This window comes from Prevotella sp. 20925_1_30, from assembly GCF_041433025.1.
Taxonomy (GTDB): Bacteria; Bacteroidota; Bacteroidia; order Bacteroidales; family Bacteroidaceae; genus Prevotella; species Prevotella vespertina.
Genome location: NZ_JAPWAR010000009.1, coordinates 81,151 through 94,854, shown reverse-complemented (window position 1 = coordinate 94,854; position 13,704 = coordinate 81,151). Strand labels below are relative to the sequence as shown.

11 protein-coding genes are annotated in these 13,704 nt (G+C 40.0%); 3 read left to right on the top strand and 8 right to left on the bottom strand.

Annotated features, from left to right (window positions below):
- Positions 1–3 precede the first annotated feature (3 nt).
- Positions 4–1,749, top strand: coding sequence for a phospho-sugar mutase (locus O3603_RS05870; protein ID WP_371521441.1), 1,746 nt, complete (start codon positions 4–6; stop codon positions 1,747–1,749).
- Positions 1,750–2,148: 399 nt separating this feature from the next.
- On the opposite strand, the gene O3603_RS05865 is transcribed toward O3603_RS05870, so the two are convergent.
- The 4 genes from O3603_RS05865 to O3603_RS05850 all read right to left on the bottom strand — a co-directional run bounded on the left by O3603_RS05865 (position 2,149) and on the right by O3603_RS05850 (position 7,226).
- Positions 2,149–4,713, bottom strand: a complete 2,565-nt coding sequence (locus O3603_RS05865; RefSeq protein ID WP_371521439.1) for an ATP-dependent Clp protease ATP-binding subunit — start codon at positions 4,711–4,713, stop codon at positions 2,149–2,151.
- A gap of 143 nt (positions 4,714–4,856) precedes the next feature.
- On the bottom strand, positions 4,857–4,991 hold the full coding sequence (locus tag O3603_RS05860) for a hypothetical protein (protein WP_036894625.1): 135 nt from the start codon (positions 4,989–4,991) through the stop codon (positions 4,857–4,859).
- A complete protein-coding gene (locus tag O3603_RS05855) occupies positions 4,981–6,417 on the bottom strand; it encodes a DUF4270 domain-containing protein (RefSeq protein WP_371521437.1) in 1,437 nt (478 codons plus the stop codon). Before O3603_RS05855 ends, O3603_RS05860 begins: the two co-directional genes overlap by 11 nt.
- The gene (locus tag O3603_RS05850; protein ID WP_009434181.1) at positions 6,417–7,226 is read right to left on the bottom strand and encodes a glycogen/starch synthase; all 810 of its coding nucleotides are present in this window, start codon (positions 7,224–7,226) and stop codon (positions 6,417–6,419) included. Before O3603_RS05850 ends, O3603_RS05855 begins: the two co-directional genes overlap by 1 nt.
- 173 nt (positions 7,227–7,399) lie before the next feature.
- On the opposite strand from O3603_RS05850, the gene panC reads away from it, so the two are divergent.
- Both panC and panD read left to right on the top strand, forming a co-directional pair.
- A complete protein-coding gene (gene panC, locus O3603_RS05845) occupies positions 7,400–8,257 on the top strand; it encodes a pantoate--beta-alanine ligase (protein WP_371521435.1) in 858 nt (285 codons plus the stop codon).
- A 7-nt stretch (positions 8,258–8,264) separates the two neighbouring features.
- Positions 8,265–8,609: an aspartate 1-decarboxylase gene (gene panD, locus O3603_RS05840; protein ID WP_288953224.1), complete on the top strand. Its 345-nt coding sequence runs from the start codon at positions 8,265–8,267 to the stop codon at positions 8,607–8,609.
- Positions 8,610–9,197: 588 nt separating this feature from the next.
- Here the strand turns inward: panD and O3603_RS05835 are convergent.
- The 4 genes from O3603_RS05835 to O3603_RS05820 all read right to left on the bottom strand — a co-directional run bounded on the left by O3603_RS05835 (position 9,198) and on the right by O3603_RS05820 (position 13,693).
- Positions 9,198–9,626 (bottom strand): biotin/lipoyl-containing protein, encoded by a 429-nt coding sequence (locus O3603_RS05835; protein ID WP_004383626.1) that lies wholly within the window; start codon positions 9,624–9,626, stop codon positions 9,198–9,200.
- 11 nt (positions 9,627–9,637) lie between these two features.
- On the bottom strand, positions 9,638–9,787 hold the full coding sequence (locus O3603_RS05830; protein WP_009434108.1) for a hypothetical protein: 150 nt from the start codon (positions 9,785–9,787) through the stop codon (positions 9,638–9,640).
- Positions 9,788–9,804: 17 nt separating this feature from the next.
- A complete protein-coding gene (locus O3603_RS05825) occupies positions 9,805–11,370 on the bottom strand; it encodes an acyl-CoA carboxylase subunit beta (RefSeq protein WP_371521433.1) in 1,566 nt (521 codons plus the stop codon).
- Positions 11,371–11,545: 175 nt separating this feature from the next.
- On the bottom strand, positions 11,546–13,693 hold the full coding sequence (locus O3603_RS05820) for a YgiQ family radical SAM protein (protein ID WP_371521431.1): 2,148 nt from the start codon (positions 13,691–13,693) through the stop codon (positions 11,546–11,548).
- Between the last annotated feature and the right edge of the window lie 11 nt (positions 13,694–13,704).

The following is a 13,704-nucleotide window of genomic DNA, read 5'->3' as shown; positions in this document are numbered from 1 at the left end:
ATTATGGAAAATAACCAGACACTCATCGCTGAATGCGAGAGTAAAGCCAAGCAGTGGTTGTCTCCTGCTTTTGACTTAGAGACAAGAACAGCCGTTGAGTCAATGATTAAGAACGAGGATAAGACTGATCTTATCGAGAGCTTCTACAAAGACTTAGAATTTGGTACAGGTGGACTTCGAGGCATTATGGGAGCTGGTTCTAACCGAATGAACATCTATACAGTGGGTATGGCAACACAGGGCTTTGCTAACTACTTGAAACGTAATTTCAAGAACAAAGAGAAAATCAGTGTAGTTGTTTGTCACGACTGCCGTAACAATTCCCGTCTCTTTGCTGAAACTGTAGCTAACATCTTCTCTGCAAATGGTATTAAGGCATATCTATTTGATGACTTGAGACCAACTCCTGAATGTTCGTTTGCTATTCGTTACCTGAAAGCACAAGCTGGTGTAAACATCACAGCGAGCCACAACCCACGTGAGTATAATGGCTACAAGGCTTATTGGGAGGACGGTGCACAAGTGCTTGCTCCTCATGACAAGGGCATTATCGATGAAGTAAACAATGTTAAGGTTGAAGATATTAAGTTTGATGGAAACAAAGAGTTGATTCAAATTATCGGCGAAGACATTGACAAACCTTACTTGGATCAGGTTAAGACTATCTGCATTGACCCAGAGGTTATCAAACATCAGCACGACTTAAAGATTGTGTACACTCCATTACATGGTGCTGGTCGTGTCATGATTCCACGTTCCCTAGCTTTATGGGGCTTTGATAACGTTCATTGTGTGAAAGAGCAGATGATCAAAGATGGTAACTTCCCAACTGTTGATCGTCCTAACCCAGAGTTCGCTGAGGCTTTAACCTTAGGTTTGCGTGACGCTAAGGAACTAGATGCCGACATCCTCATGGCTTCCGACCCTGATGCTGACCGTGTAGGTATGGCTTGTAAGGATTCTAATGGTGAGTGGGTACTTATTAATGGAAACCAAACCTGCCTTCTCTTCTTGTGGTATATTATCACAAATAGACAAGCTGTAGGCAAGATGAAACCAACTGACTTCATCGTTAAGACTATCGTTACAACAGAGGTAATTCACAAGATTGCCGAGAAGCAACATGTAGAGATGCGTGATTGTTATACTGGTTTCAAGTGGATTGCACGTGAGATTGCATTGTCTGAAGGTAAGCAGCAGTATATTGGTGGTGGTGAAGAGAGCTACGGCTTCCTAGCTGAAGACTTTGTTCGCGATAAGGATGCTGTCAGCGCATGCTCACTTTTAGCTGAGATTTGTGCTTACGCTAAGGATCATGGTAAGACACTTTATGATATTCTCATGGATATTTATCTTGAATATGGATATAGTAAAGAGTTTACCATCAATGTTGAACGTCCGGGCAAGAGTGGTGCTGATGAGATTCAACAGATGATGAAAGACTTCCGTTCTAATCCTCCTAAGGATCTCGGTGGTAGTGTTATTGAGATAACAAAGGACTATCAGAGCCTTGAACTAACAAAGGCTGATGGTTCTAAGGAGAAACTTGATATGCCTGAAACGAGCAACGTTCTGCAATGGTTCTGCACAGATGGCACAAAGGTTAGTGTGCGTCCTTCAGGAACTGAACCTAAGATTAAGTTCTATCTTGAGGTGAAGGATGTTATGAATACAGCTGCCGAGTACAAGTTATGTGAAGAGCGTGCAGAGAAGAAGATTGAGGCTATCAAAAAGAGCCTTAGATTATAATTCTCGCTGAAATAGAACAACGCTTTTTATAAAGTTATATCACTATAGAAGTCCTCATTAATTACTATGAGGACTTCTATTTTTTTTACGATAAGATTTTGAGTTAACCTATACTCGTACTTTAAGTTAACCTACACTCGCACTTTAAGTTAACCTACAATCGTACTATAAGTTAACCTATACTTGTACTTTAAGTTAACCTATACTCATACTTTCAATTAAACGAAAATCCTCCTTTATGTTCCGATTATTTCCTTCTATAATAACAGACGGAATATAGTTCCTTACATATTAGTCATCGTTCCCAACGTTAAATATAAATCAACGAAAAACCTCAAAAGCTAGATGTCTAACTTTTGAGGTTCATTGTTATCTAAAGTCTAAAAACTTCTATTCCATTTAATCTTCTGCTTCCTTGTCCGTGTTAGGCGTGGATGGTTTTGTAACAAAGTTGAGCTTGTCACTTTCTTTCTCCTTAGAAACGCAGATAACATCACCAGACTTTATCTCATTAGAAAGGATTAACTCGCTTAATCCATCTTCAATGTAATTCTGGATAGCACGTTTCAATGGTCGAGCACCGAATTGAACATCATAGCCCTTTGTTGCTACAAACGTCTTGGCTTCATCACTTATCTCCATGTCATAGCCTAACGCCTTAACACGCTTGAACAGACCTTTAAGTTCTATGTCGATAATCTTGAGAATAGCATTCAAATCAAGTTGATCGAATGTGATTATCTCATCTAAACGATTTAAGAACTCTGGGGCAAACTGCTTACTCAAGCTCTTTTGGATAATGCTTCTAGCTCTTTCCTTATCGCTCTCGCTATGTGAAAGCCCATTAAGATTGACAGCCCTAAAGCCTACGCCTTGACCAAATTCCTTTAGTTGGCGTGTACCTGCATTTGAAGTCATAATGATGACAGTATTACGGAAGTCTATTAGTCTACCATTACCATCGGTCAATCTTCCTTCATCAAGAACTTGCAGGAGCATGTTATATACATTTCCATGTGCTTTCTCAATCTCGTCCAACAAGACAATAGAGTAGGGATGACGGCGAACCTTTTCGGTTAGTTGTCCTCCTTCTTCATACCCAACGTATCCTGGAGGTGCACCAACAAGGCGTGAGGTGTTGAAGCTCTCTGTATATTCACTCATATCAATGCGAATAAGTGCATCAGAAGAACCAAACATCAATTCGGCTAAGCGTTTAGCAAGATAAGTTTTACCAACACCAGTCGGACCTAAGAACATGAAAGCACCAATAGGGTGGTTAGGGTCTTTCAGTCCAACACGATTACGTTGAATCGCCTTAACCATCTTGTCAATAGCTGTATCTTGAGCAATGACCAATTTCTTTAAATCACTACCCATGTTCCGTAATCGTATGCCTTCTGCTTCTTGCATTCGCTGTACGGGTACACCTGTCATTAGGGAGACGACATCAGCTATAGTATCCTCTGATATCTCGACCTTATCAGTGGTGTCTCCTTTCTGCCATTTCTCTTGCTCGTCCTTTAACCTTTGTTCTAGTTCGGTCTGCTTATCTCGGAACCCTGCAGCTAATTCAAAGTTCTGGTTCTTCACTGCATCTTGCTTCTTTTGCAGTGCTTCCTCTATCTGTCCTTGTATGTCAAGGATAACTTGCGGAACCTTCACATGCTGAAGATGAGTGCGCGAACCGGCTTCGTCAATAATATCAATAGCCTTATCGGGAAAGAAGCGGTCACTTATATAACGATCGGCATACTTTACACACGCCTTTAAAGCCTCTGTTGTATATTTCACGTGATGGTGAGCTTCATAACGATCCTTTATATTCTCAAGGATTTGTAAGGTCTCTTCTATAGTTGTTGGTTCAACTTGAACTTTCTGGAAACGACGCTCTAAGGCTCCGTCCTTTTCTATAGAATTGCGATACTCGTCCATGGTTGTAGCACCAATACATTGGATGGTACCCCTAGCCAAGGCTGGCTTTAATATGTTGGCGGCATCCATTGAACCGGGTGAGGAACCAGCTCCGATTAGGGTATGGATCTCATCAATGAAGACTATAATGTCTGGGTTCTGCTCAATCTCTTTAATCAAAGCGCGTATACGTTCCTCAAATTGTCCTCTATACTTAGTACCAGCGACAACTGCGGTTAGATCGAGTGTCATCACACGTTTATCAAAGAGGATAGGAGAGGTGAGACGCTTAACGATGAGTTGGGCTAAGCCTTCAACAATGGCACTCTTACCAACTCCTGGTTCGCCAATAAGAATTGGATTGTTCTTCTTCCTGCGACCAAGTATCTCACTAACACGCATAATTTCACGCTCACGACCAACGACCGGATCAAGTTTACCTTCTAAGGCAGCTTGAGTTAAGTCTGTACCGAAACTATCAAGTACAGGAGTTTTCGACTTCGTGCGAGTTGTTTGCGTTGTTTTAGTATTCTTTGCACTCGATGAAGGTGACATTTCCTCATCATCCAACTCTTCTTCTTCTGCCATACCAATGCCATTCCTTGTTGGGTTTGCATGTGGTTTTAACATTGCGGTTACATTGTTATAACTAAGTCCTCTCTCTTCCAATAATGTCTTTGCAGCATTGTTAGACGAGTCGTGAAGAATCGCTAGAAAGAGATGAATTATGTCCACAGTCTGTGCGTGCTGTAAACGTGCTTCTAGAACTGACAGCTTCAATACATTATTAGCTTGTTCATTCAATAGTAAGTCAGAGACAGCTTCACCCGCTCCAACGTTCTCCTCCTTTATCTTATTTTCTATTTCTTTCTTTAGGTAGTCGGTATCAACCTCCCAGCGGTTGAATAGATCCCAAACAGGCCCTGACTTCTCTCGCAGGATAGCTAACATGATATGTTCTGGAGCAACTGACTTACTTGTCAATCGCTTAGCTTCCTCTCTACTGAATGAAAGAATTTCCGAGACTTTCGGGGAAAATTGATTCATCATATCCTTAAACCTTTCTTATTAATTAACTCACTTATTTAAGGACAATAAAGCCCTATAATAGTGATGTATCATAAACAAATGCTATGCCAAAACAAACAATAATCGGATATACCTGTAAATGATATATCCGATACTATTAATATTTAACGTTTATCTTGCGTCATCGTTGGCTTTTCTGAACTTTTCTTATGTATTAATCCCAATTTCTTTTTCTTAAGCCAAGCAGCCTTACGACGTTCGTAATCCTCTCGATGACGTTCTAAGAAGTTATCTGCCATTGAACTTGCTATATATAACTGAAATCTTTATGTTATTTGCTCCTGTGGTGTTACCTAGCAACTTTGTACTTGACAACCCCATGTCATGAGAGACCTTTATAATTTTAGTTACTGCACTTTCACCCGTACCTTGCTGTACAGTCTGAACTTCAACCGGAACCAAGGTTACTTTACCCCAATTAGCACTTCCATTCTGATGGTGTGCAAACAAGTTTACTATCCCTGCTATATTATTAAAGGTATAAGCATTTTCCTTTGAATTGTATGTTGCCAAGAACGACGTCTTACTATCAGGAAGGCGATTGTTAGCAAAGAACGATTGAACACTATCTGAAGGAACCATCACAATGTTCTTTGGTATGCCAAATTGATAATTACTTTTTGACGTATTATTTTGGCGTAGCAGAACAATCTTCGCTGAATTTATAGAGTCATTGCTGTGAGCCGACAAAATGTCAGACATTGGTAGTGAAAGTTCCGTGAACAATCCAGCAGGAGACTTTAGGTATGTATAACCTGTCTCTGCAGCCAACTGCTGTAAGCGGGTGTTATCATTAGCAAAGTTAGTCATCTGTAGCACTTCTTCCGTACCTATAAGATTCGTTGAAGTTTCATTTACCTTTCCTTTCTCTTTATGCTTGAAATAGATATTAAGTTGGGCTGTGAGAATATGTGCCATAGAACCAGAGCCGCCATCTATTTTAAAGTAGAATCCAGGACAAATATCATGTAAGAACTTATATGGATTACGGAAAGCAGCAGGGTCTTGTTGATACTTGCGCATCAAGTAAGTTCCATAGTTATTGTATGTCTGCCCATTCTTATCCGTATAAGGTTTATTGAGTCTGATGATAATATTACGTTTATACCCCTTTGTATTACGAATACTATCCTCTTCTGTATAATCTAATAAGGTGTAAGAACGTCGTACTGCAATTCCATTTGTACGTATATAACCTTGTGCCTCTGGATCAAAGTCAGAGTAATATACCTGTCCTTCCTCTATTGGCTTTTGTAGTTCATACGCAGTGAGCTTCATCTGACTAAGAGAATCACCATAGTAAGAAGAATAGTACAAACGTATATCACATGAGTCAGCTATGATTCCATTAGCATCACGACTCATGATAGAGTCTGCCTTTGGTAATTGGTAATCATTTAATACATGAAATTGTGCCATGAAGTTACCTGTAACCATTGTTCTAGTTTCAGGATCTTCCATTCGCCCCAAGTATCCAGTTGATGTACGCCCAATAACTCTATCAGCCAATACCGTTTTCGATGTTACATTGAAAGTATCAGCTTTCACGGAGAGTTTATCAATGTTGTCTATTAATGAACCTCCAATTGTATTAGTCGTATCGTCACATGATACCATGCCGAAACAGGCTGCCAGTAAACATGCTACAATAAAGTTTCTTTTCATTAAATCAAGTTGTTATAAAAGTCTGAATACTTACCCTTTAGTTCCGTATCATTAGCTATATGCTCAAGAAGTTGTTTTTCGTTATTCTTTGCATAATCAATTAGTGCTGCATTAACGCCCTCACTAGTGCTAATAACACCATCAGAGTAGTCGATTGCCAACTTACCAAGTTCCATAAAGTCAAAGTTATCCCCATACTTCTTTAGGCTCTCAGCCTTTGCTTCACGGAACTCTAAACTCTTCTTGAAATTGACCCCAAGACTATCCTGTGGTTGTTCCGAGAAAAGAGATGTGACTACTTTTGAGTTAGCAAATTGAGGCTCATCACGGTAAGCCGTCTTAACATAGAATGGTATAACAGATGCCATCCAACCTTGACAATGAATAATGTCTGGTGCCCAACGGAGCTTCTTTACTGTTTCTAGAACTCCTCTTGCAAAGAAGATTGCACGTTCACCATTATCTGGATAATCATTGCCTAATTCATCCTTTGTCATCGCAGAACGCTTCTGAAAATAGTCTTCATTATCTATAAAGTAGACTTGAATGCGAGTCTGCGGGATACTTGCCACCTTGATAATCAATGGATGGTCTGTATCGTCTATAATCAAGTTCATCCCCGAGAGACGTATCACTTCATGTAACTGTCCCCGACGCTCATTAACACTTCCCCACTTAGGCATGAAAGTACGAATTTCATATCCTGCTTCTTGCATAAGGTGTGGCATCTCAGAACCATAATGAGACATTTCAGTCTCAGGTACGTATGGTATGATTTCTTGATTAACAAATAATACTTTCTTTCCCATTCTTTATGTTAGAAATTTAATATTGCTTACAAAGGTACGAATAAAAACTGAGATTCAGCTTGTTTTCAATTAGAAAGGGTGGAAATGTATTACTTATTCTCATTATTTCATGTTATTTCTCGTCTTTTTAATAATTTTGTTGTTACTTTGCAGCGTTTAAATTATAGTGACTAATGAAAGTTTTTAAAAAGATTGTTGATGTCCAAAATGAGCTTTTCTCTTTGCGAAAAGATAACAAGACTATCGGATTAGTTCCGACAATGGGGGCTTTACACGAAGGACATGCTTCACTCGTTAAGCGTAGTGTGGAAGAGAATGATGTAACGATTGTCTCTGTCTTCTTAAATCCAACACAATTCAACGATAAGGGAGACTTGGAGCGTTATCCACGTACACTGGAGGCTGATTGTAAACTTCTCGAACAATGTGGTGCCAACTATGTCTTTGCTCCATCTGCTGATGAAATATATCCACAACCTGATACTCGACAGTTCAACTTCCCACCACAATCAACTGTTATGGAGGGAGCTAAGCGACCAGGACATTTTAATGGTGTTTGTCAGGTGGTTAGTAGATTGTTTTATATCACACGCCCTAACCGTGCGTACTTTGGTGAGAAAGATTGGCAGCAGATTGCTGTTATTAAACGTCTCGTAGAATATCTTGGTTTACAGAAGGATATAGAAATAGTTGAATGTCCTATCATTCGTGACAAAGACGGATTAGCAAAGAGTTCTCGTAACACATTGCTTACGAATGACGAGCGTGCTATTGCTCCTAACATTTACAGAGCCTTGAAGGAAAGTATAGAGTTCTCTCAAAGGCATAGTGTAAAGGAAACTCATGATAAGGTTATAGCTGACATCAATGCTATATCTGGACTAGAAGTTGAGTACTTCGCAATCGTAGATGGTAACACACTTCTAGATGTTACTGACTGGAACGAATCAACAAATATCGTTGGATGTATAACCGTCTATTGCGGTAAAACTCCAATAAGATTGATTGACCATATTAAATATAGAGGATAGAAAAGAAATGCAAATAGAAGTATTAAAGAGTAAGATACATTGTGCAACAATCACAGAGGCAAACCTTCACTATATGGGAAGTATAACCATTGATGAAGACCTCATGGATGCAGCTAATATGATAGCTGGCGAGAAAGTGCAAATTGTCAACAATAACAATGGTGAACGTCTTGAGACTTATATTATAAAGGGGGAGCGTGGAAGCGGTTGCGTTTGTCTCAATGGTGCTGCCGCCCGTAAAGCCGTTGTAGGTGATACCGTAATTATCATCTCTTATGCAATGATGGATTTTGAGGAGGCTAAGAAGTTTAAGCCTTCTGTTATATTCCCAAAAGAGGGGAACACTCTTTAATAGTAAGCAAAAGACTTAAGATTAAAGTCCAATAATTCTTATTAGTAGGGCTTGATACACTACTAATAATGAACTTAATTCTTCACCCGTTAACTTATTCGAACACATTGACTTAAACAGCTTTCTATGTTTAAGTCAATGTTTTGTTAACATCCTACTTGAGGTAAGATTAATCTCTCACTTAGAGTACGAAAGCATTTTAAGTTAGAGTACGATATTATACACGTTTGTATAACTGATTATACACGTTTGTATAATTCACTATACAAACGAGTAGAAAGTAGTTCGCTAAGTATAAATCAGAAAAGATGTTTAAGTTAAAGTACGATTGGACTCTAACTTAAAGTACAATCAACCGCTAACTTAAAGTACATTTGTCGTTTAACTTAAAGGTTCTCATCATACAAGAGCGTGTGTCTGATGGAGTTGTTCCTAATGTGGAATCCGTATTTTTCTATACATTAGATGGGGCTAAACATTAAAGTGCCACCTTATTATATAGTAATCCCCGAAAGTGATGTAAATCGACTTCCGGGGCTTACCTTATTTATATACACTAATTACATGTATATAGAGAACAATATTGTCTTACTCAATAACAACCAATGGGTCATCCTCAAGTACAGCTTGACCAACTTTAACAGCAATAGCGGTTACCTTACCATCCTTTTCAGCCTCAATGCTATTTTGCATCTTCATAGCCTCAAGAACAACAACGGTGTCGCCAGCCTTTACTTCCTGTCCTACAGTTACTTCAACAGAAGTGATCGTACCAGGTAGTGGAGCCTTGATAGCAGCAGATGCGTTGATTGCAGCTGCTGGTGCAGCGTCTTCGTTAGCTTCAGTTGCAGCAGGTTTGCCGAGCTCAACCTTCTTCTTCTCTGGCTCAGTTGGCTTATCCATCTGAACACTGTATTTGTCACCATTTACAGTAACTTCAGCAACATTCTCTGCGCTAATCTCACCAATCTCGACTTTATACTCTTTGCCGTCGATTGTATATTTAAATTCTTTCATTTGACTTTCTATTATGGTTTCTTTGTCATTATTTCGAACTTAGCATCCCACATTGTTTGCTTTGGCTTAATGGTTATAATGCTTGGTTCGATGTCGTGAACATTGTTTCCGGCAAACTCGTAGAGTGCCATCGCTATTACAGCATATACGTTCTTATCCATATTCTAGCCTCCTGCAATTACATTGGCATACAACCATGCTTCTTAGCTGGGAGATCCTGCTTCTTGTGAGCAAGTTGTGCTAAGCCGCGGCAGATGCGGAAACGAGTGTTGCGTGGTTCGATAACATCATCGATATAACCAAATTGAGCTGCTTGATATGGATTAGCAAACTTCTCTGAGTATTCCTCTTCTTTCTCTGCGAGGAACTGCTTTACATCACCACCTTGCTCTTTAACTTGCTTAGCCTCTTTGCCACAGAGTACTGCAACTGCACCAGAAGCACCCATTACAGCAATCTCTGAGCTTGGCCATGCGAAGTTAAGATCTGAACGAAGCTGCTTGCAACCCATTACGATGTGAGAACCACCATAGCTCTTACGCAATGTGATTGTAATCTTTGGTACTGTAGCTTCGCCGTAAGCGTAGAGCAACTGAGCACCATGAAGAATAACGGCATTGTACTCCTGACCTGTACCTGGGAGGAAGCCCGGTACATCAACGAGTGAAACGATTGGAATATTGAAAGCGTCACAGAAACGAACGAAACGAGCACCCTTACGGCTAGCGTTCGTATCCAATACACCTGCGTATGCTGATGGCTGGTTAGCAACGATACCAACACTCTGACCATTGAAACGAGCGAAACCTGTAATGATATTCTTAGCAAACTTAGGTTGTACCTCGAAGAACTCTCCGTTATCGGTTACAGCCTGGATTACCTTATACATATCGTATGCTTGGTTTGGATCGTCTGGGATAATCTCATTCAAGAGGTCTTCCTTACGATCAATAGGGTCGGTACACTCTACGCGTGGAGCTTCCTCACGATTGTTAGAAGGAATATAAGAAAGCAACTTCTTAATCAAGTCCATTGCCTCTTCTTCTGTCTTAGCCGTGAAACTAGTTACACCACTCTTAGACGCATGAACGCTGGCACCTCCAAGATGTTCTGCATCAATGTCCTCACCTGTAACAGTCTTAACAACCTTAGGACCAGTAAGGAACATATAACTTGTTTGTTCCTTCATGATGATGAAGTCAGTTAAGGCTGGAGAGTAAACAGCACCACCTGCACAAGGACCAAGAATGCTAGAGATCTGTGGAATCACACCTGAAGCAAGAATGTTGCGCTCAAATATCTCGCCATAACCTGCCAATGCAGAGATACCCTCTTGGATACGTGCACCACCAGAGTCGTTCATACAGATAACAGGTGCGCCGTTAGTCATAGCCATGTCCATTACCTTACAGATCTTCTGTGCCATGGTTTCTGAAAGAGAACCACCATTTACAGTAAAGTCTTGGGCATAGAGATAAACGAGGCGACCATCAATTGTTGCTGAACCAGCAACAACACCATCACCTAGATATTGTTTCTTCTCCATACCGAAGTTGTGGCAACGATGGAGTTTGAACATATCATACTCCTCAAAACTACCTTTATCAACCAGCATTTCAATGCGCTCACGTGCTGTGTACTTGCCGCGCTCATGCTGCTTATCAATGGCTTTCTGACCACCGCCTAAGCGAGCCAACTCACGCTTCTCTACGAGAGCCTTGATCTTTTCTGTTTGCTTACTCATAATTTGTTTTTATTTTCTTATTTATAGCTTCACTATATGTTCGATGTTACTTTCCCTTAGAAAAGGATCTTACGTCTATTTATTGTAAACGTCATTTCCTTTTTATAAAATTATATGCAAAAGTAATAAAAAAGGTGGAGATACTAATCTTCACCTCTTTAAATATTGTTAAGTCTTACCTTTGCTTATGTCGTCTATTGCTTCTAAAGTTTGGATTATAACTCTTGGGTTTATTGCTACTTTGTGTAGAAGAACTATTACGACTTGTAAACTGTTGCCCTCGTTTTTGTTTTCGTGGGCGACTACTACTTTGATGTTGATCCACTTCTGGGGAACTTCCAATTGCCTTTGGATCATAAACCGTGCGAGGATGTCGCTTAGGCATATTGTCGTAAAGTTTCCCTATAAGATCACTACGTCCAATTCGTTGTAATTCCCTTTCTATATCACGACGTGCCTCTGGCTTGTACCAAAAGAAGAACTGTCGTTGGGCTAGTTTCTCCTTTGGGGTCTTTGCAGAGAAGATTGGCTCTAAAGTATATGGATCATAGCCTGTGTACCATGCCTCTGTTGATACTGTCATTGGAGTTGGAGTGAAGTCCTGTATTTGCTCCAAATGAAAGTCTAAGTCCTTTGTAAGTACTGCTAATTCTGCCATATCTTCTTCCTGACATCCAGGATGTGAAGAGATGAAATAAGGAATAATCTGTTGTCGTAAACCTTCTTCACGATTAATTCTATCGAATATTCTCTTAAAGATATAGAACTGTTGGAAGGAAGGCTTTCGCATTAACTTTAGAACACGATCAGAAGTGTGTTCCGGAGCAACCTTTAATCGTCCACTGACATGACGTGTAATCAGTTCATGTGTGTATTGTCTTGCTGCTTCATTACTCTTCTCATCTTTACTCTTGTGCAATAGTAAATCGTATCGAACACCGGAGCCAATGAAACTCTTCTTTATTCCAGAAAGTTCATCAACAGAATGATAAATATCGAGCAGTCTTGAATGATCAGTATTGAGGTTAGGACAAATCTCTGGATTTACACAGCTTGGACGTTTACAATGTTCACATGCCTTTTGATTCTTACCAGCCATACCATACATATTAGCCGAAGGACCACCAAGATCGGATAGGTAGCCTTTGAAATCAGGCATCTCTATAACTTGTTTTACCTCTTTCAGAATACTTTCCTTGGAACGACAACTAACAAACTTACCTTGGTGAGCGGAGATTGTACAGAAAGCACAACCACCGAAGCAACCACGATGAATGTTAACACTATGTTTAATCATTTCGTAGGCAGGGATTGTTTTACCACGATACTTGGGATGAGGTTCTCGAGTGTATGGCAAATCGTATGCAGCATCAACCTCTGCTGTTGTCATAGTAGGGTAGGGAGGGTTTACAACAGCATAAAGATTATCTACTGCTTGTAGGATACGTTGAGCATGCTTCTTGTTGGACTCCTCTTCTATGTACTTAAAGTTCTCTGCTTGAAACTTTTTATTATGAAGACACGCTTCATGTGAATGGAGAACTATATCATCCTCATTAATTCCACCAGGTATTTCTTCTTCTTTACATAGATAGACTGTTTGAGGGATATTCTTAAGATCCTTTATGCTAATCCCTGTTTCTAGTTCCTTTGCAATCTCAACGACTTGCTTTTCCCCCATTCCATAGATAATCATGTCAGCATGTGCATCACAAAGAATACACTTGCGCAAGCAATCTTTCCAATAGTCATAATGAGTCAAGCGGCGTAAAGAGGCTTCGATACCTCCCAACACTACAGGAACATCAGGATAAAGTTGTTTTAGAATATTAGCATAAACAATACTAGGATACTCTGGACGTAAGTCGTGACGACCATCAGGAGAATAAGCATCTTCCGAACGTAAGCGACGATTGGCAGTGTACTTATTTACCATTGAGTCCATGGCTCCTGGTGCAATACCAAAGTAGAGACGAGGACGACCGAGTTTCTTAAAGTCTCTAAGGTCACCATGCCAATCAGGTTGTGGTACAATTGCGACTTTATAACCAGCAGCTTCTAATGTACGACCTATAACAGCAACCCCGAAAGCAGGATGATCAATATAGGCATCACCTGAAAATAGGATGATATCCAACTGATCCCATCCTCTCAATTCAACTTCTTTCTTTGTTGTCGGCAAAAAGTCGGTTAGTTGAAACCGACTATAACTTTTTGTTTGCTCTTTGGAAGCAGTTACTTTTTGCTCTCTTCTTTGTGGAGTAGAAGTTGTGTTCTTTCTATTCTGCTTAGCAGATTCTTGTTTTTTCTTTTGTGAACTCAAACGATTACTTC

Coding starts and splice junctions, on each gene's coding strand:
- O3603_RS05835 (WP_004383626.1), bottom strand. CDS start 9,626: ATGAAAGAATTTAAATATACAATCGACGGCAAAGAGTATAAAGTCGAG.
- panD (WP_288953224.1), top strand. CDS start 8,265: ATGCAAATAGAAGTATTAAAGAGTAAGATACATTGTGCAACAATCACA.
- O3603_RS05855 (WP_371521437.1), bottom strand. CDS start 6,417: ATGAAAAGAAACTTTATTGTAGCATGTTTACTGGCAGCCTGTTTCGGC.
- O3603_RS05850 (WP_009434181.1), bottom strand. CDS start 7,226: ATGGGAAAGAAAGTATTATTTGTTAATCAAGAAATCATACCATACGTA.
- O3603_RS05860 (WP_036894625.1), bottom strand. CDS start 4,991: ATGGCAGATAACTTCTTAGAACGTCATCGAGAGGATTACGAACGTCGT.
- O3603_RS05870 (WP_371521441.1), top strand. CDS start 4: ATGGAAAATAACCAGACACTCATCGCTGAATGCGAGAGTAAAGCCAAG.
- panC (WP_371521435.1), top strand. CDS start 7,400: ATGAAAGTTTTTAAAAAGATTGTTGATGTCCAAAATGAGCTTTTCTCT.
- O3603_RS05830 (WP_009434108.1), bottom strand. CDS start 9,787: ATGGATAAGAACGTATATGCTGTAATAGCGATGGCACTCTACGAGTTT.
- O3603_RS05825 (WP_371521433.1), bottom strand. CDS start 11,370: ATGAGTAAGCAAACAGAAAAGATCAAGGCTCTCGTAGAGAAGCGTGAG.
- O3603_RS05865 (WP_371521439.1), bottom strand. CDS start 4,713: ATGATGAATCAATTTTCCCCGAAAGTCTCGGAAATTCTTTCATTCAGT.